This is a genomic window from Candidatus Methylolitoribacter marinus, assembly GCF_051853155.1.
In the GTDB taxonomy this organism is placed as follows: domain Bacteria; phylum Pseudomonadota; class Gammaproteobacteria; order Burkholderiales; family Methylophilaceae; genus BACL14.
Map to the genome: position 1 here is coordinate 190901 of NZ_CP124221.1, position 18199 is coordinate 209099.

The 18199-nt window shown below is 31.3% G+C and carries 16 protein-coding genes and 1 pseudogene; all 17 read left to right on the plus strand.

The features are described from left to right. Positions 1–110: 110 nt before the first annotated feature. Positions 111–554: a division/cell wall cluster transcriptional repressor MraZ gene (gene mraZ, locus QFA95_RS00980; RefSeq protein ID WP_486462984.1), complete on the plus strand. Its 444-nt coding sequence runs from the start codon at positions 111–113 to the stop codon at positions 552–554. 23 nt (positions 555–577) lie between these two features. Continuing rightward, a pseudogene (rsmH, locus tag QFA95_RS00985) lies at positions 578–1470 on the plus strand (16S rRNA (cytosine(1402)-N(4))-methyltransferase RsmH). Next, complete coding sequence (ftsL, locus tag QFA95_RS00990) at positions 1467–1730, plus strand: cell division protein FtsL (protein WP_486462985.1); 264 nt, start codon at positions 1467–1469, stop codon at positions 1728–1730. Before rsmH ends, ftsL begins: the two are co-directional and overlap by 4 nt. Then, positions 1727–3457 carry a peptidoglycan D,D-transpeptidase FtsI family protein gene (locus QFA95_RS00995; protein ID WP_486462986.1) on the plus strand — a complete coding sequence of 577 codons (1731 nt, stop codon included), beginning with the start codon at positions 1727–1729 and terminating at the stop codon, positions 3455–3457. Before ftsL ends, QFA95_RS00995 begins: the two co-directional genes overlap by 4 nt. Further along, the gene (locus QFA95_RS01000) at positions 3444–4871 is read left to right on the plus strand and encodes a UDP-N-acetylmuramoyl-L-alanyl-D-glutamate--2,6-diaminopimelate ligase (protein WP_486462987.1); all 1428 of its coding nucleotides are present in this window, start codon (positions 3444–3446) and stop codon (positions 4869–4871) included. The genes QFA95_RS00995 and QFA95_RS01000 overlap by 14 nt, the downstream gene beginning before the upstream one ends. A gap of 2 nt (positions 4872–4873) precedes the next feature. Continuing rightward, complete coding sequence (locus QFA95_RS01005) at positions 4874–6229, plus strand: UDP-N-acetylmuramoyl-tripeptide--D-alanyl-D-alanine ligase (RefSeq protein WP_486462988.1); 1356 nt, start codon at positions 4874–4876, stop codon at positions 6227–6229. Then, positions 6226–7326 carry a phospho-N-acetylmuramoyl-pentapeptide-transferase gene (gene mraY, locus QFA95_RS01010; RefSeq protein ID WP_486462989.1) on the plus strand — a complete coding sequence of 367 codons (1101 nt, stop codon included), beginning with the start codon at positions 6226–6228 and terminating at the stop codon, positions 7324–7326. The genes QFA95_RS01005 and mraY overlap by 4 nt, the downstream gene beginning before the upstream one ends. Further along, entirely contained in the window at positions 7326–8651 is a 1326-nt protein-coding gene (gene murD, locus QFA95_RS01015) for a UDP-N-acetylmuramoyl-L-alanine--D-glutamate ligase (protein ID WP_486462990.1), read from the plus strand. Before mraY ends, murD begins: the two co-directional genes overlap by 1 nt. Further along, positions 8651–9796, plus strand: a complete 1146-nt coding sequence (ftsW, locus tag QFA95_RS01020; protein ID WP_486462991.1) for a putative lipid II flippase FtsW — start codon at positions 8651–8653, stop codon at positions 9794–9796. Before murD ends, ftsW begins: the two co-directional genes overlap by 1 nt. Next, positions 9765–10817, plus strand: coding sequence for an undecaprenyldiphospho-muramoylpentapeptide beta-N-acetylglucosaminyltransferase (gene murG, locus QFA95_RS01025; RefSeq protein ID WP_486462992.1), 1053 nt, complete (start codon positions 9765–9767; stop codon positions 10815–10817). The genes ftsW and murG overlap by 32 nt, the downstream gene beginning before the upstream one ends. Before the next feature lies 1 nt (position 10818). Then, the gene (gene murC / locus QFA95_RS01030) at positions 10819–12204 is read left to right on the plus strand and encodes a UDP-N-acetylmuramate--L-alanine ligase (RefSeq protein ID WP_486462993.1); all 1386 of its coding nucleotides are present in this window, start codon (positions 10819–10821) and stop codon (positions 12202–12204) included. 25 nt (positions 12205–12229) lie between these two features. Continuing rightward, positions 12230–13078 carry a UDP-N-acetylmuramate dehydrogenase gene (gene murB / locus QFA95_RS01035; protein ID WP_486462994.1) on the plus strand — a complete coding sequence of 283 codons (849 nt, stop codon included), beginning with the start codon at positions 12230–12232 and terminating at the stop codon, positions 13076–13078. Continuing rightward, positions 13068–13967, plus strand: coding sequence for a D-alanine--D-alanine ligase (locus QFA95_RS01040; RefSeq protein ID WP_486462995.1), 900 nt, complete (start codon positions 13068–13070; stop codon positions 13965–13967). The genes murB and QFA95_RS01040 overlap by 11 nt, the downstream gene beginning before the upstream one ends. Positions 13968–14010: 43 nt before the next feature. Further along, a complete protein-coding gene (locus QFA95_RS01045) occupies positions 14011–14682 on the plus strand; it encodes a cell division protein FtsQ/DivIB (protein WP_486462996.1) in 672 nt (223 codons plus the stop codon). Next, complete coding sequence (gene ftsA, locus QFA95_RS01050; protein WP_486462997.1) at positions 14679–15917, plus strand: cell division protein FtsA; 1239 nt, start codon at positions 14679–14681, stop codon at positions 15915–15917. Before QFA95_RS01045 ends, ftsA begins: the two co-directional genes overlap by 4 nt. Before the next feature lie 3 nt (positions 15918–15920). Beyond that, on the plus strand, positions 15921–17105 hold the full coding sequence (gene ftsZ, locus QFA95_RS01055) for a cell division protein FtsZ (protein ID WP_486462998.1): 1185 nt from the start codon (positions 15921–15923) through the stop codon (positions 17103–17105). Beyond that, complete coding sequence (gene lpxC, locus QFA95_RS01060; protein WP_486462999.1) at positions 17102–18043, plus strand: UDP-3-O-acyl-N-acetylglucosamine deacetylase; 942 nt, start codon at positions 17102–17104, stop codon at positions 18041–18043. The genes ftsZ and lpxC overlap by 4 nt, the downstream gene beginning before the upstream one ends. Positions 18044–18199: the final 156 nt, after the last annotated feature.

The following is an 18199-nucleotide window of genomic DNA, read 5'->3' on the forward strand; positions in this document are numbered from 1 at the left end:
TTTGCCTATAGTGTGTATGAGGGGAAAAAGTGGTAAAAAATGGGAAATAATTAACATTACTAAGGGTTGTTAACTATTTCACATTCCCCTCGCTCAATAGGGGATTTTAGATGTTCAGAGGTTCAAGCATTGTTGCTTTGGATGACAAATTTAGATTAGCAGTACCGAAAAAATTTCGGGATAAACTCTTTGAGCAAAATTCTTCACTTATTCTTACCGCCCATCCAGATAAATGTTTAGTGTTATACAACCTTCTCAGTTGGACGCCAATAGAAAAAAAATTAATGTCTCTGTCAAGTTTTGATCCAAAAATTAGTACACTTCAAAGACTTTTGGTTGGATATGCGGATGAAGTTGATCCAGACAAAGCAGGTAGAATTCTACTATCAGCCTCTTTAAGAGAATTTGCAGGAATCCAACAAGAAATAATCATGTTAGGACAAGGGTCTCATTTTGAAATATGGGACAAGAGCACTTGGTCAAAAAAAATTAACAGCACAGTGAAAAATTTAAATCTTGAAAACTTTCATGAGCTTGAAGGATTTTCTTTATGAGAAATTTTATGCATCTTCCAATAATGCCATATGAGGTAAACGAACATTTAATCACTAATAAAGATGGAACATATTTGGATTGCACCTTTGGACGTGGTGGCCATTCCAAAATCATATTAGACAATTTGGAACAAAATGGCCAATTAATTGCTATTGATAAAGATCATGAGGCAATCAATTCAGCCAAATTAATTCATGATGAGCGTTTTGAAATTCATCATTCATCAATATTAAATTTTGCAAAATCTTTAAAAAAAAAAGTCTTGATGGGGTGTTCATGGACCTAGGTGTCTCATCACCCCAGTTAGATGATGCTGCAAGAGGCTTTAGTTTTATGCATAACGGTCCTCTTGATATGAGAATGGATCAATCACAGACATTAGATGCAAATGAAATTGTAAATAAATATGACGAATCAGATTTAATAAAAATTTTTAGAAATTATGGTGAAGAAAAGTTTGCTAGAAGAATAGCTTCAAGTATTTGCAAGATTAGAGACGAAAAAAATATTACTTCAACTTTAGAGTTAGCAGATATAGTGAAAAAAGCTGTGCCATATAATAATTCAAGAAAACATCCAGCTACGAAAGTTTTTCAGGCCTTACGAATTGAAGTAAATCAAGAATTGAATGAATTATCAGACGCACTCCCATTTTTATTTGATGCGTTAAAACCACAAGGAAGACTTCTAGCTTTGACGTTTCACTCCTTAGAAGATCGCATAGTTAAAAATTTTTTCAAAGAAATTACAAAATTACCTCCTGACACGATTCCAAAATTTATCCCAATCCGTAACAAAGATCATCACGAGGAAACTAAAGCAAATGTTATTTGTAATTTTGTTGCTTCACCTAAAGAGATAGAGGTCAATCCCCGTTCCAGAAGTGCGAGGTTAAGGGGGGTAGAAAAGAAATGATCAAATTAAATTTTTTGTTATTTGTAATTCTTATTATCTTTGCATTGTTAAAAGTTAATTCAGAGCACTTGTATCGAACAAATTTCTCTCAATTAGACTCGGAACAAAAAAGAGAAATTGAGTTAAAAGAAGAGCAGACTAAGCTTGAGCTTGAAAATACAGATCAATCAGGAAGTAAACGAATTGAAGAATTTGCTAAAAATAAATTAAATATGATTGAAGCTAATTCTGAAAACATCATTCAATTGGAAAATAAATGAAAAAATTTAGCCACCAGAGTGATATTTTTGAATTATCAAAAAATAGACGGCGAGTTGTCCTTTCTCTATTGTTGTTGTTGTTTTTAATGTTATTTTCTAGAGCACTTTATCTGCAACAAATAAAAAAAGATTTCTTACAAAACAAGGGTGATGGGTTTAGTGTTCGAAATGAAATTCTTCATTCATACAGGGGAAAGATTTATGATCGGAATAATAAATTATTAGCAGTAAGTAGCCCTACTTATGATATCGGATTGTCAATATCTAATAACATTACCAACGAGAACATACGTGATATTGCAACAATCTTCAAAATTAATGAAAAAAACCTACGACAAAAAATTAAAAATAAAAATAAAGGGTTTATATATATTAAAAGGAGTGTTTCGCCGGAATCAGCCAAAAAAATATCAGAACTTAAAATAGCAGGTTTAAATCTTGATAAACAATATCGGCGTTTTTATCCAAACAGGGAATCAGCAGCTCATATTGTTGGGAAAACTAATCTTGATGGTATTGGACATGAGGGATTAGAGAAACAGTGGGATTCTATATTAACCGGAGAGAAGGGGCACAAAAAAGTTGTAATAGATGGCGGTAGAAGAATAATAGATGATTTACATGATTTTAAGTTACCAAAGAATGGTTCTGATGTTTTTACAACAATAGACAGCAGGCTTCAACATACTGCTTATGAATCTTTAAAAAAATATATTGAGAGATATGAAGCTAAATCTGGTTCTGCTGTTTTAATTGATGCAAAAAATGGAGATATTCTGGTAATGACAAATTACCCTTCATATAATCCTAACGCCTCAGTGACAAACCTAGATGCAATGAGAAATAGGTCAGTTACCGATACTTTTGAGCCTGGTTCGACTTTAAAACCAATCTCAGTAGCATATGCGCTCGAAAAGAAAAAAGTAGGAATAAATGAAATTATCAATACAAATAATGGATTATTAAAAGTTGGTCAGACTTATATTAGAGATGATCATCCAGAAAATGAATTAACAATTAAAGATGTAATAAAAACTTCTTCAAATGTTGGAGCTGCAATTATTGGGACTAGATTATCACCTAAAGAACTTTGGGGAGCTTATGATAAATTAGGGTTTGGCAAAAAGATTCATAGCCAGATTCCAGGAGAAGTAACTGGTAAATTAAGGACATATACATCTTGGAGAGATATCGATCACTCAAGAATGCCTTATGGATATGGGGTAAGTGTAAATCTTCTTCAGCTCACTCAAGCCTATACTATTTTTGCTAATGATGGTGTTGTTTTAAAACCAAAACTTTATACCAGTGAAGAAATAAAAGTTGGAGAAAAAGTAATTTCACAAAACGTGGCAAAAAAAATGAGATCATTTATGCAATCTGTTGTTGAAGAAGATGGCGGCACAGGTGGAAAAGCTAAAATTCCAGGCTATACCGTTGCAGGAAAAACAGGAACAGCAAAAAAAGTAATAAACGGCCAATATGTAAATCAATATGTTGCATCTTTTGTAGGCATAGCCCCTAGTAATAATCCAAAATTTATATTAGCGGTGATGATTGATGATCCATCAAAAGATAGTTATTACGGAGGCACAGTAGCTGCACCAGTTTTTAAAGATATAATGAAAGATGCACTTAAACTCTTCGATGTGCCTTATGATAAAGAGTTAAATGAAAATCTTATGAATAACATGGTCAAGCCACAAACTGGTGATGCAAAATTATAAATCTTTACGTATTACCCCCCAAAAAATCACAAATAATAGTATAAATGTCAAAAAAGGGTATGCATTTTGTGCTTATCCTGGAAAAATTACTGATGGCCGTGAATTTATAGATCATGCTATTAGTAATGGAGCCTCATTAATTATGTATGAGGAGGCTAATTTTGATGCCACCCCCTTTATAAAAAAATATCCAAAAATAAAATTCTTAGGGGTTCTTAATCTTGCAAGAAAACAAAAAAAGATTTTGGATAAAGTGTATGGTAATTTAAATAGGCACATTAAACTATATGGCGTAACTGGGACAAATGGAAAAACATCGACCGCTTTTTGGTTAAATCATCTATTAGGTAAACTTGAAAAAACATCAAAATTGATGGGTACTATCTCTAGAGAAAAAGTCATAATCAATACCACTCCTGACCTTTTTGTTTTGTATAGTCTTTTTAACAAAGGAATACAAAAAAATATTCAAAATTTTGTTATAGAGGTTTCTTCGCATGGCGTAGATCAAGGGAGACTTCATGAGCTAAATTTTGAATATGGAATTTTTACTAATCTAAGCAGGGATCATTTGGACTATCACAAAACAATGAATAATTATTTTCTGTCTAAAGAAAAGTTTTTTTTAGAAAACGTAAAAAAAGAGTCGGTAATTAATATTGATAATTCTTATGGCATGAGATTGGCAAAGAATTTAATCAAACTTAACAAAAAAATTTTTACATTTGGATTTAGCAAAGAAGCTAACGTAAGAATTATTAATATGAAGCAGCAATCTTTGAATAATAATTATTCTGAATTTAGTTTACAAATAGCTAATAAAATTCATACCTTTAAAACTAATATAATGGGAGAGTTTAATTTATATAATTTAATAAGTGCTATTTGTATTTGTTATTTAAAAAAAATAGACATAAATAAAGTTATTGAAGTCATTAAGAGGCTTCCCCTTCCTGATGGCCGCATGAACGTAATTAATAAAAATATTAATAACATACCAAAAAAAGTAATTATTGATTATGCCCACACTCCAGATGGATTGAAAAATCTTCTTCAAGCAATAAGAAAAATTTATCAAGGAAAAATAATTCTTGTATTTGGCTGTGGTGGAGATCGAGATAAGGGTAAAAGAAAATTAATGGGAAATGTAGCAAATAATTATGCTGATTTTGTTTGCATCACGAATGATAATCCTAGAAATGAGAATCCAAAACTAATTGCAGATCAAATCAGTGAAAGTATTTCATGTTTAAAAAAAGTTATCTTAGATCGAAAAAAGGCAATTGAATATGCCATCAAAAAAAACAACTATCCAATTGTTGTCATTGCTGGAAAGGGTCATGAAAAATATCAAATTATTAAAAATAAAAAAATTGATTTTTCTGATAAAAAAGTAGTGATGGACACAAATTAATTATGAAATTATCCATAAGAGATATAAAGCATCTTTTAATTAAAACCAACAATCTTGACGATGATTTGATGTTTGATTCATCGAATATCAATATAGACTCGCGGACATTTAAAAAAAATGAAATTTTCTTGGCTTTAGAGGGAGATAGATTTGATGGAAATAATTTTATTGCTGATGTAATAAAACAAAAGCCATTATTTTTCATTACAAATAGAGAACAAGAATCCAATGTAGGATATGCAATTGTTAAATCAGGTAAAAAATTTTTAATTGAATTATCTAAACTAATTCTTAAAAAATTATCCTTAACAAAAGTGGCTATCACAGGCAGCAATGGGAAAACAACCACTAAAGATTTAATTGTCCACTTTTTAAAAAACAAGTTTTATGATGAAGCTGTTTTGTCAACTAAAGGGAATTACAATAATGAAATTGGATTGCCATTATCTATTTTGCAATCTCAAGGTGTTGAGAAATTTGCTGTATTTGAGATAGGAACAAACCATCCTGGCGAGATTATTCATTTAGCTGATATTATTCGTCCAAATATTTCAATCATTACGAATATCGGTGATGCACATATAGGCAATTTTGGCTCAAAAGAAAAAATTGCAGAAGAAAAAAAACATATCTTTCATTTCTTAAAAACAAATGAATTAAAAATTATAAATAAACATGACGAATATTTTCAGATCTTGAATCAGTCTCCTGGAAAAACATTCTGTATTTCAAATAACAATGATGATTTAGATGCATTAAGATTCAAATACATTAAGCCTAATGACATTGAATTGGCTTATAAATCTGAATCAATCAGGATCAAATTCCAATTAACTGGACAACATAATCTTCAAAACTTTGCTATTGCATGCGCTGCTTTGTTAAATATGGGAATAGATTTTAAAGAATTAGAAAAATATTTTGGTAACCTTGAATCTACAAATGGTAGATTTAAAAAATATATTCTCAAAGAAAATGTTGAGTTAATCGATGATAGTTATAATTCAAATCCATCTTCATTACTATCTGCAATTGATTATATAAATCAATCAGAAAAGACTAAGATATTAATCATCGGGGATATGGGTGAATTAGGTGAATTAAGTGATAAGTATCATCGTCAAATAATTGAAAAAATATTAAAAACTAATATTGATGTTGTTTTAACTATGGGTAGCGCATTTAAGGCTGCAAGCAATAAGAATGATAGCAATACAATTTTTAATTTTTCGACATATGATGATTTGGTAGATAAAGCACTTTCAGCAATAAAAACAGATACAATAATTTTGGTAAAAGCTTCAAGATTCATGGCATTTGAAAATATTGTTTCTCAACTAAAAAGGCGGCTCCAATGATATTAGAATTACTAAGGTGTTTACAATTAGATCTTAATTTTTTAAATGTTTTTAATTACATTACATTTAGAGCTGTTTTAGCCATTATTACTGCACTTGGGTTTTCTCTATTTTTTGGATCTTTATTTATAAAAATTATGGGTGAATACAGCCTTTCTCAATATGTAAGACAATATGGTCCAGATCATCAAAAAAAGACCGGCACTCCAACAATGGGAGGTTTACTAATTATAATATCTATAGTTGCATCAGTTCTTTTGTGGGGAGATTTAAAAAATTCATATTTATGGCAATTGCTCTTTATCTTGATAGGATTTGGATTCATTGGCTTCTTAGATGATCTAAAAAAAATAAAAGAAAAAAACTCTGAAGGCTTGTCGGCAGGAGTTAAATATTTGTCTCAATCAGTCATTGCACTTATTGCGATTTATTTTCTTCTAAATCATAACAATAATTTAGGGGATATGAATTTACTAATACCATACATTAAGTCTACCTATTTATATATCGGTACTATTGGATTTATTGTTTTATCTTACCTTGTTATTGTGGGAAGTAGTAATGCAGTTAATTTAACAGATGGGTTAGATGGACTAGCAATCATGCCTACGGTTATGATAGCTTCAGCGCTAGGTCTTTTTGCATACGTTACTGGTAATCAAATTTTTGCAAACTACCTTCAATTACCTTTCCTTAGCGGAACTGGAGAAATCACTATTTTTTGTGCAGCTATTGCTGGTGCAGGGTTAGGATTTCTATGGTTTAACGCTTATCCTGCAGAAGTTTTTATGGGTGATATCGGTTCATTGTCATTAGGTGCTGTTCTTGGAGCAATTGCAATTATGGTAAAACAAGAATTAGTATTATTTATTATGGGTGGTGTTTTTGTTATGGAAACACTTTCCGTAGCAAGCCAGGTTCTCTATTTTAGATATACAAAGAATAAATATGGAACTGGCAAAAGAATATTTTTAATGGCACCTGTTCATCATCATTTTGAAAAAAAAGGATGGAATGAGAACCAAGTAGTAATAAGGTTTTGGATTATTACTATGGTGCTCGTTTTAATTGGATTAGCTAGTTTAAAAATTCGCTAATGAATTCTCAAAAAAAAACGATTGTTTATGGTTTTGGCATAACTGGCCAATCTATCGTTTCTTATTTGATAAAAAAAAATCATAAGTTATTGGTAATAGATAATAAAAAATTTTCAGAAGATCAAAAAAGTCTCTTTAAAAAAAACAATATTGAATACAGTGAAAATGAAAATGAGATTACTGACTTTTCAATTATCGAGCAGTGTTTCGTAAGTCCAGGGGTAGATTTAAGAAAATCATTTATTCAAAAGTGTATTAAAAGTAATACACCTGTTCGTAATGATACTTTTTTCTTAAATCAAATTGATAGGAAAAAAACTAAAATAATTGGCATAACTGGTACAAATGGAAAAACTACATTTTGCTCATTGCTTACATCGATCTTGTCATTCAATGATTTAAAATCTATAGCAGTAGGCAATATCGGAGTACCAATTTTAAATTTATTAATCACTCCAAATGAATACGATTATATCGTTGTTGAATTATCCAGTTATCAGATTGAGGTTTTAGATAAGGAGACAATTTTTGATTACGGTGTTATTCTTAACATAGAGCCAGATCATTTAGATAGATATAATTCCTTCATAGATTATAAAAACTCCAAGTTAAAGTTAGCCAATCATTCTAAGACTATTTTGTATGATAAAAAAACTGCAATAGTTAATGAACATTCAAATGCTATATCTATAGACTTAAAAGATTTTCACATCGAAGAAATCAATACTAATTTTTTTATATTTAAAAATCAAAATAAAATTTTTAGGATTGACACCCCATATTTGAAAGGCATTCATAATGTGAAGAATATTTTGTATTTGTTGAAACTTCTAGAAATTATGAATTGCAACATTCCATTTGAAAAGATTAGAAGATTTTTCAAAAATCAAAAAGGAATCCCTCATCGTTTTGAATATATTTCGATTAATAAAAATTATATTTTTATTAATGATTCAAAAGCTACAAATCTTGCTTCTTCAATTTCGGCATTAAATTCTGTAAATGGAAAAATTCATTTGCTTTTCGGCGGCGATTTAAAGAATCAATCATTAGATGGAATTGAAAATTTTTTTAATGAAAAACTAACATCTTTAAATTTATACGGAAAAGATGCCATGATTATCAAAGACTACCTCACGAATAAAAAAATTAAATTTGATATGAAGTGTTTTGTTTCGTTAGAAGATATTTTATTGTCAATCAAGCAGATAATTAAAAAAGATGAAATAATCCTTTTATCACCAGGCTGTGCAAGCCAAGATATGTTTATGAATTATCAAGACAGAGGTAATCAATTTGTTGAACTATGTAAAAAAATTTTTTAATGCAGTTACGAAATAATTTTAATCAGCCTAATTATGATCCGCTGTTATTGTGGATAATTTTGATTTTATCTGGAGTTGGTCTGGTCATGGTTTACTCTGCTTCAGTTGATGTAGCAGCCCTAAAACAGATATCTAATTATCAAAATTACTATTATTTGCTCAGGCATTTTGTGTATCTCATCATATCTGTGTTTTGTGGATTTATTGCATTTCTAATCCCCATCAGTTTCTGGCAAAAATTTGCCCCTTCCTTTTTTATCTTGGGGTTAATATTGTTAATAGCTGTTCTCATACCAGGAATTGGAAAAATAGTTAACGGCAGTCAAAGATGGATACCCTTGGGCTTTATGAATTTTCAACCATCTGAAATAGTAAAATTATTTACCATCATTTATGCTGCAGATTATGTCTTAAGAAAATCTAGGCAAATTGGAACATTTACAAAAGGTTTTCTACCCATCTCTCTAGCGATTGCAATCGTTGGAACATTGTTAATCAACCAACCAGATTTTGGCGCATTAGTTGTGGTTGTGTGTATATCTTTAGGGATTTTATTCCTTGGGGGGATATCAATAAAATTAATACTTGGTCTCACACTTTCAGTTCCAGTAGGAATGTATGCTTTATTAAAGATTGCACCCTATCGAATGGATCGAATTACTACATTTTTAGACCCTTTTGAGGATCTTTTTGGAAAAGGGTGGCAGTTATCTCATTCATTGATTGCCATTGGGCGCGGTGATTTTTTTGGGGTTGGTTTAGGCGAAAGTATTCAAAAACTACAATATCTCCCAGAGGCTCACACAGACTTTGTTTTAGCTATACTTTCTGAGGAGTTAGGATTATTTGGCTTCACTTTAATTATTTGCTTGTATATTTTGATGATAATAAGAATATTTGGAATAAGTAAGATATCCATGCAATTAAGAAATAATTTTTCTGCACTTTTGGCACAGGGGATTGCTATCTGGTTTGGTATACAAGCAATTATTAATATTGGTGTAAATGTTGGTTTTTTCCCAACTAAGGGACTTACTTTGCCTTTTGTTTCATATGGAGGAAGCGCATTGTTAGTAACATTTATTGCTAGTGGTATTTTGATGAGAATTGATTATGAAAATAAAATCAAAGCCAAAAAAAACTGATACAACATCGATTCTTCTTGCTGCTGCCGGCACTGGCGGTCATATCATGCCTGCAATGGCAGTTGCTGATAAATTAATCAATAAAAAATTTAATATATTTTGGGCTGGCACTCCAAATGGCATGGAAAATAGAATTATTAATAAAAAAAAGATGTTTTATATTTCTCTTGCTATTGGCGGGTTCCGCGGAAAGAAGCTTATCTCATTAATTAGCTATCCTTTTAAATTTGCATTATGTCTGATCAAAGTAATGTGGTTAATTCAAAAATACAAAATATCTAGAGTGCTTGTCTTTGGCGGCTATATTTCTCTCCCGGTTGGTTTCGCTGCTAAATTGATGAGAAAAAAATTATTCATCCATGAACAGAATACGATTATGGGAACCAGCAATAAATTACTAGCACCATTTGCAGAAAAAATTTTTTCTGCTTTTCCATTGAAAAATAATCAATTCGTTAATGTATGTGGAAATCCTATTAGAGAAAAGATAGCTAATATTAAAAAAACAATCAGTCAGGATAAAAATAAAATTAATATCTTAATCTTAGGCGGAAGTTTGGGTGCTCAAGTTATCAATGAAAAAATACCAATTATTTTAAATAAGTTAAATAAATATGATGTTATACATCAATGTGGTAAAGGAAATAAATCAACCATAGAAAAACTCTATGATAAAAAAATAAATGTCATAGAATTTATTGATAACATTGAAAAATACTACAAATGGGCTGACTTGGTTATTGCTAGATCTGGTGCAATGACGGTTGCTGAACTAGAACAAGTTGGCTTACCTGCTATTTTTATCCCATTCCCATTTGCAATTGATAACCATCAGCAAAAAAATGCAGAATACTGTGTTGATAAAGGGGGCGCTTTAATATGCAAACAAGATGAAATTGATTTAAAACTAGAGAGAATGCTTAATAAAATTTCATTAAATGATTGTATGAAAATGTCTAAAAAAATGAAGTCTTTAAGACACAAAAATGCAGTGAAAGAAATTTACAATAAAATAAAATAACATGGAAACTAAAATCAAATATATTCATTTTGTTGGTATCGGCGGCTCAGGAATGTCAGGTATTGCTGAAATTATGCACAATATGAATTTTGTTATTTCTGGATCGGATCCAAATCAATCCTCTGTAATTGAGCATTTAAGAAAAAGAGGAATTCAGATTTTTTCAAAACATGATCAAAAAAATGTTAAAAAAGTAGATGTGGTTGTTACATCAACAGCAATACCAAAAAATAATCCTGAAATAGTTGCAGCAAAAAAACAAAATATCCCCATTATTCCAAGGGCAGAAATGCTGTCTGAATTAATGCGTTTTAAAGAAGGCATTGCCATTGCTGGCACTCATGGAAAAACATCGACTACAAGTATTCTTGCGACAATTATGAATGATGCTGGTTTAGATCCAACTTACGTGATTGGTGGCAGAATTAATTCTCTTAAACAAAGCGCAAGGCTCGGTAAAAGTAAGTATATGATTGTAGAGGCAGATGAGTCGGACGCATCATTTTTACATCTAAATCCAAGCAATGTATTGGTGACAAATATCGATAATGATCATATGGAAACATATGGCTATGATGAAGAAAGGTTGAAACAAACATTTGTTGATTTTATCCATCAAATACCTTTCTATAATGAAGTTTTTTTATGTATTGATGATAAAAATATTAAATCAATACAAAAATTAATTGCTAGACCCATTATTACTTATGGATTTTCAAAAAAAGCTGATTATTATCCAGACCAGGTGGTGATAAAAAAAAATAAATCTTTTTTTAGAGTAAATTCCAGTCAAAAAAAATTTAGATCATTTTCAATTGAAATAGATATGCCAGGCAGGCATTATATTTTAAATACATTAGGAGCGATTGCTATAGCTATATCCTTGAATATCAAACCTCAAGTTATCAGTAAAGCTTTAAAAAAATTTAAAGGGGTTTCTAGACGATTTGATTTGTATGAACAATTTCGATTAGGAAAAAAAATTATTAATCTAATAGATGACTATGGACATCACCCAACAGAAATAAAAGCCGTTTTGGATTCAATTAAGAAAGGATTCCCAGGAAAAAAAATAAATTTAGTTTTTCAGCCACACAGATATTCAAGAACCAAAGATCTGTTTGAACAGTTTAGTCAAATATTAGCAACGGTTGATAGATTATTTTTATTCGAAATCTACTCAGCAGGGGAGCAAGAAATTGAAGGTATAAGTAGCTACGAATTAATAAAAAATATAAAAAATGAGAATTATGTACTTGATGATATGGTTAATGCTAAATTGTTCATTGAGGATAAGATTAAGGATAGCGAGATTCTTCTGGTAATGGGGGCTGGTTCGGTTGGAAATTGGGTAAGATGTCAACTTTTGGGCGACATCGATGGATAAAGATGTAATTTATAGTGATGTGTCAATGAAAAAGTATAATTCATGGCGTGTGGGCGGGCTTGCTGAATATTATGTTGAAATAAGTTCTGAGGCTGCGTTACAAAAAATATTTTCAATAAATAAACTTAAAAAACCTATTACTGTGATCGGAGTTGGGTCCAACCTACTTATTCGAGATGGGGGAATTAAAGGAACAGTAATTAATTTATCCCGAGGATTGAAAAATATTTTCTTAGATCATCATTTAATATTTGCAGAATGTGGAATTTCATGCTCTTCATTGGCAAGATTCTCAGCAAAAAATAATAAAAAAAATTGTGCATTTTTGGCAGGAATTCCAGGATCTGTCGGTGGGGCACTTGCAATGAATGCTGGTTGCTATGGCGGTGAAATTTGGCAGTTTGTTTCCAAGGTAAAAATTATGAATCATGAAGGTGACGTTCATATAAAAGATAAACAGTCTTTCGAAATTGGATACAGGAGTGTCAAAAAGAAAGAAGATGAAATATTTATTGGAGCATGGTTTAATTTTCCATCTAAAGAAAATAAGGATGAAAATGAAGAGAAAAAAATTGATGACTTACTCAAATTAAGAAGGAGTAATCAGCCGCTAAATTGGCCAACTGCAGGATCAACATTCAGGAATCCAGAACAAAATTTTGCAGCAAAATTAATTGAAGAAGTGGGATTAAAAGGTTTTCAAATTGGAGATGCAAGAATATCCAATAAACATGCTAACTTTATTGAGAATGTTGGAGATGCCACTGCAAAAGATATAGAGCAATTAATTTATCATGCTCAGGATAAAGTGGAGGAATTAAAAAAAATTCGTTTGCAATTGGAAGTGAAGATAATTGGAGAAAATGTTGATTAAAAAAATTGCATTGTTGAGTGGCGGCGATTCAGAAGAAAGAGATATTTCGATCAAAAGTGGCTTGGCAGTTTACCAAGCCCTAAAAAATTTAAACTATGAGGTATCTTTAATTGATCCAAAAAATTCCAATCTATGTTCATTAGTTAATTTTGATGCTGCTTTTATTTGCCTACATGGTAAAAATGGAGAAGATGGGAAAGTGCAATCATTACTTGAGTTATTAAAAGTTCCTTTCACTGGATCGGCATCAACAGCGTCAATGCTTGCTATGAATAAGTTTTACTCCAAATTGATTTGGAATGATCGCGCATTAAAAACTCCACAATTTCTTATACTAAATAAAACTAATCTAGATTATAAAAAAATAATTACAAAACTAGGTGACCCATTCATTGTGAAACCATCATCTTCAGGTTCATCTTTTGGAATTAATTTAGTAAAAAATAAGGATGATTTAATTTCGGCTTTTACTGATGCATTCAAATATGACTCAATAGTCATAGCTGAAGAATTTATAGTAGGTAGAGAATTCACTGTATCTATTTTAGGTAATAAATCATTGGGTGTTTTAGAAATTTCTTCCAAAAATGAATTTTATGATTACAATGCAAAATACGTTTCAAATGAAACTATATTCTCCAAACCAATTGACTTAAATCCAACAGTATTAGAAGAAATGGAAAATATTGCTTTATCTGCATTCACATCAATTGGATGTAGAGGGTGGGGAAGGGTAGACTTCATGATGGATAAGGAATTTAATTTACATCTCATAGAAGTTAATACTGTACCTGGAATGACAGATCATAGTTTGTTTCCTTTGGCCGCTAGACATGCAGGCTTAAGTTTTGAACAAACAGTTCACCATATCGTTGATTTGATCGAATAATACATTGGAAAAAATACTATATAAGTTTCTCTTTAGAATCTGTTTGATTGGAATTCTAATTTTAATTGTAAAATTAGCAACTCCCTTCACATTTGATAAATGGTTCCCTATCGATGAGATTGTCCTCAGTGGTGAATATAAATTCCTAGAAAGAGAGCAGGTTCAAATGGTCGCTAATAATTACCTGGAAGGAAATTTTTTTTCTTTAAACATTCATAAATTAAGGGTAGGAATGAAAAAGCTTCCATGGATAAAAGATGTGGATATATATCGAAAATGGCCAAATAGAATTACAATGCTAATAACCCAACACCAACCTATAGCTAGGTATGGAATGCAAGGCTTGATAAATGAGGAGGGCGAATTTTTTGGAGCAGCCTATGAGGATTATTTACCAATAATATATGGTCCAAAAGAGAAATTACCCTACATAACAAATAAATTTTTTATTTTTAATGAAATTTTAAATGCTGAATTTATTAAAATTCATAAAATTACATACACCAGAAAAGATGATTGGATAATAAACACTTCTGATGGCATGACAATTAAATTAAATGATGATAAATCTGATGATGCTTTAAAAAGATTTGTTGATAATTTTCAAACTGTTCTTAAGAATATGAATAAACGTATCACTAGTGTAGATCTTAGATACAGAGATGGTTTTGCTATTTCTTCAGATAAAATAGAAAAAAATGACCCTAAATTATGATTAAGCAAAAAGAAGAAAAAAATTTAATTGTAGGCCTTGATATTGGAACTTCAAAAATAGTCACCATTGTTTCTGAAATTAAAAATGATGGTGAAATACAAATTCTTGGCATAGGTCAGCATATTTCACGCGGTCTAAAAAAAGGGGTGGTGGTAAATATTGAATCCACGATGCAAGCTATTCAAAGATCTCTTGAAGAAGCAGAGCTCATGGCTGATTGTAAAATTAAAGAGGTGTATACAGGAATTGCAGGAAGTCATATTAGAAGTATTAATTCAACTGGTATGGTTAAAATACGAGATCTTGAAGTAGATAATTCTGATGTAGAAAGAGTGATAGAAACAGCTCAAGCAATTACTCTTCCCCCTGATCAGCAGGTTCTTCATACTCTGGTTCAGGAGTACATTATTGATGATCAATATGATATCAGAGAGCCGCGGGGAATGAGCGGGATGAGGCTTGAGGTGAAAGTCCATATTGTTTCTGGCGCAATTGCAGCAGCTCAAAATATTGTGAAATGTATTAAAAGATCTGGTTTAGATGTAATGGAATTGATTCTTCAACCCTTGGCATCAGCCGATGCAGTTTTAACCAATGATGAAAAAGAATTAGGTGTATGTCTGATTGATATTGGCGGCGGCACTACAGATATTATTGTTTATAAGGACGGCTCTGTTAAACATACCGCCGTGATCCCTATAGCTGGAGATCAAATTACTAACGATATATCAGTTGCTTTCAGAACACCTCAACAGTCTGCAGAAGAGATAAAAATTAATTATGGTTGTTGTGATTCTAATAAAGCCAGCCCAAGAGAAATGATTGATGTCCCTCTTGTTGATGGTAGAGCCCCGAAAAAAATAACAATTAAAGATTTATCTGAGATTATTGAGCCAAGGGTGAATGAACTGTTTGAGCTTGTCACTAATGAATTAATTCGTTCTAAATTACATAATAAGATTGCTTCTGGCATTGTAATAACTGGTGGTTCCTCTCTTATGAACAATATTACTGATGTAGCCGAGAAAAACTTTAAGCAATCAGTTAGAATAGGGTATCCACAAGGAATAAGTGGTTTAAAGCAAATTATTGAAAATCCAAGATATGCGACTGGAATAGGTCTTATAAAAAGAGGTAAATTGGATTTTGAAAATGATAAAAAAAGAAAAATTGAAGGTAATTCTTTAATACAAATTTTTGAAAAAATGAAACTATGGTTTCAAGGAAACTTTTAAATAATGTTTGAAGTTATTGATAATAAAAAACAAGAAGCTCTGATTAAAGTTGTTGGAGTTGGCGGATGTGGAAATAATGCTGTCGATTACATGATTGAGAGAAATATTCATGGAGTTGACTTTATATCAGTGAATACAGATTTACAGTCTTTAAAAAAATCCCAAGCAAATAACATTGTACAAATTGGGTTGCATCTGACAAAAGGATTAGGTTCGGGCGCTAGGCCAGATGCTGGAAAACAAGCAGCAATTGAAGATAAAGAGAAATTAAAAGACGCAATTCAAGATGCAGATATGCTTTTTATAACTGCTGGCATGGGAGGAGGTACTGGGACTGGTGCAGCTCCAGTTATTGCTGAAATTGCAAAAGAATTAGGCATTTTAACAGTTGCGGTTGTTACCAAACCGTTTAGTTTTGAAGGCAAGAGAAATCAAATCGCTGAAGAAGGTTTAAAAGAGCTGAGAAGTTATGTGGACTCGCTTATAGTGATTCCAAATGAAAAATTAATGAATGTACTGGGAGCCGATGTTACTTTTATTAACGCGTTTTCAGCAGCAAATGAAGTGCTCTATAACTCAGTCTCTGGTATCTCCGACATAATCAATCACACTGGGTTGATTAATGTTGACTTTTCTGACGTGAAAACAGTAATGGCTGAAATGGGTTCAGCCATTATAGGCTCAGGTATTTTTGAAGGAGATAACAGGGCTGTGAAAGCTGCGCAATTGGCCATCAATAGTCCTTTACTAGAAAATATTGAATTAAAAAATGCGAAGGGAATTCTTGTCAATATTTCAGCAAGTAGTTCATTTAAAATGAAAGAATATATTGATGTGATGAACGAAGTAAAAAGTATCACCGCAAATGACGCTACCGTTATTGTTGGTAATGTCATCGATGATGAGCTGGAAAATAAAATAAAAGTCACTATTGTTGCGACCGGTCTTGATGATAACTATATTTCTGAAATAAAAGACCAACCATCAATATCAGATACAGAGGTTATTGATGATAATCAACCATCAGATAATTTAAATACTGTTAATGTAATAGAAAAACCTCAAAGCACTGAGTCTGATTTTTCAAATGTTTTTTTTGATGGTGGGGATGAGTCTAATTTAGTAGATAGTGGTGCTGTCTCCGAAGACGAGTACGATATCCCGTCATTTTTACGAAGAAATAAATGATTTTTCAAAAAACAATCTCTAAAAAGGTATCTATTCAAGGTGTTGGCCTGCACTCCGGAGATGCAGTTACTCTGTCTCTCCTACCAGCAAAACCTGACAGTGGAATAACGTTTGTAAGAAAAGATTTAAATTCGAATAATACTATTAAGGTAGATCCTTTTTTGGTTTCTGATACGAGGCTGTGCTCAACACTTGAAAAAGAATCAGCAAAGGTAATGACAGTGGAACATCTCATGTCAGCTTTATATGCCTATTCAATTGATAACATTATTATTGAAATATCTGGAATTGAGGTACCTATTCTGGACGGTAGCTCAAACCCATTTATTTACTTAATCCAATCTGGTGAACCAATAAATCAAGAAAGAGAAAAGAAATTCATTAAGGTCAAAAAAGCGCTGAAATATGAAATTGACGGTAAATTTGCAATGTTGGAGCCCTATGATGGCTTTAAAATTGATTTTTCAATCGATTTCCCTCACCCTGTGTTTGCTGATCGAAATAATTCTATATCCATAGATTACTACAAAGACTCTTATGTGGATGAAATTGCTCGAGCAAGAACTTTTGGTTTTATGCAGGAGGTTGAGTACTTGAGATCTAATGGATTAGCTAAAGGAGGTTCTTTGGATAATGCTATTGTGATGGACGAATATAAAATTATAAATAACGACCGATTAAGATATGAGGACGAGTTTGTAAGACATAAAGTGCTTGATGCATTTGGTGACTTATATTTAACAGGGCACGCACTTATTGGAAAGTTTAGCGCATTTAAATCGGGCCATGAAATAAATAACCAACTATTGAGGTTGCTCATGAAAGATAAAGACTCTTATGATTTAGTTTCATTGGTAGAATCAGATAGTGTTTATCAGCAAATCATTAATCATAAAGAACAACTTGAATTAATTCATAATGAGGCAGCACTAGCATGATTTTTAGGACAGTTGCTTTTTTATTAGCATTATTATTAATTGTCTTATTAATTCTATATGTAGTAACAAAAAATAAAAATTATTTGGATTTAGTCAAAAAAATAACTCGGTATACCATAACAGCCTTTTTAATTGTTGTTGTCATCTATATTTTTA

What these genes read in the sequence shown, in the direction of transcription:
- ftsL (WP_486462985.1), top strand. Translation starts at nt 1,467, where the DNA reads ATGATCAAATTAAATTTTTTGTTATTTGTAATTCTTATTATCTTTGCA.
- QFA95_RS01005 (WP_486462988.1), top strand. Translation starts at nt 4,874, where the DNA reads ATGAAATTATCCATAAGAGATATAAAGCATCTTTTAATTAAAACCAAC.
- lpxC (WP_486462999.1), top strand. Translation starts at nt 17,102, where the DNA reads ATGATTTTTCAAAAAACAATCTCTAAAAAGGTATCTATTCAAGGTGTT.
- ftsW (WP_486462991.1), top strand. Translation starts at nt 8,651, where the DNA reads ATGCAGTTACGAAATAATTTTAATCAGCCTAATTATGATCCGCTGTTA.
- mraZ (WP_486462984.1), top strand. Translation starts at nt 111, where the DNA reads ATGTTCAGAGGTTCAAGCATTGTTGCTTTGGATGACAAATTTAGATTA.
- ftsZ (WP_486462998.1), top strand. Translation starts at nt 15,921, where the DNA reads ATGTTTGAAGTTATTGATAATAAAAAACAAGAAGCTCTGATTAAAGTT.
- QFA95_RS00995 (WP_486462986.1), top strand. Translation starts at nt 1,727, where the DNA reads ATGAAAAAATTTAGCCACCAGAGTGATATTTTTGAATTATCAAAAAAT.
- murD (WP_486462990.1), top strand. Translation starts at nt 7,326, where the DNA reads ATGAATTCTCAAAAAAAAACGATTGTTTATGGTTTTGGCATAACTGGC.
- ftsA (WP_486462997.1), top strand. Translation starts at nt 14,679, where the DNA reads ATGATTAAGCAAAAAGAAGAAAAAAATTTAATTGTAGGCCTTGATATT.
- murG (WP_486462992.1), top strand. Translation starts at nt 9,765, where the DNA reads ATGAAAATAAAATCAAAGCCAAAAAAAACTGATACAACATCGATTCTT.
- mraY (WP_486462989.1), top strand. Translation starts at nt 6,226, where the DNA reads ATGATATTAGAATTACTAAGGTGTTTACAATTAGATCTTAATTTTTTA.
- QFA95_RS01040 (WP_486462995.1), top strand. Translation starts at nt 13,068, where the DNA reads ATGTTGATTAAAAAAATTGCATTGTTGAGTGGCGGCGATTCAGAAGAA.
- murB (WP_486462994.1), top strand. Translation starts at nt 12,230, where the DNA reads ATGAAAAAGTATAATTCATGGCGTGTGGGCGGGCTTGCTGAATATTAT.
- QFA95_RS01000 (WP_486462987.1), top strand. Translation starts at nt 3,444, where the DNA reads ATGCAAAATTATAAATCTTTACGTATTACCCCCCAAAAAATCACAAAT.
- murC (WP_486462993.1), top strand. Translation starts at nt 10,819, where the DNA reads ATGGAAACTAAAATCAAATATATTCATTTTGTTGGTATCGGCGGCTCA.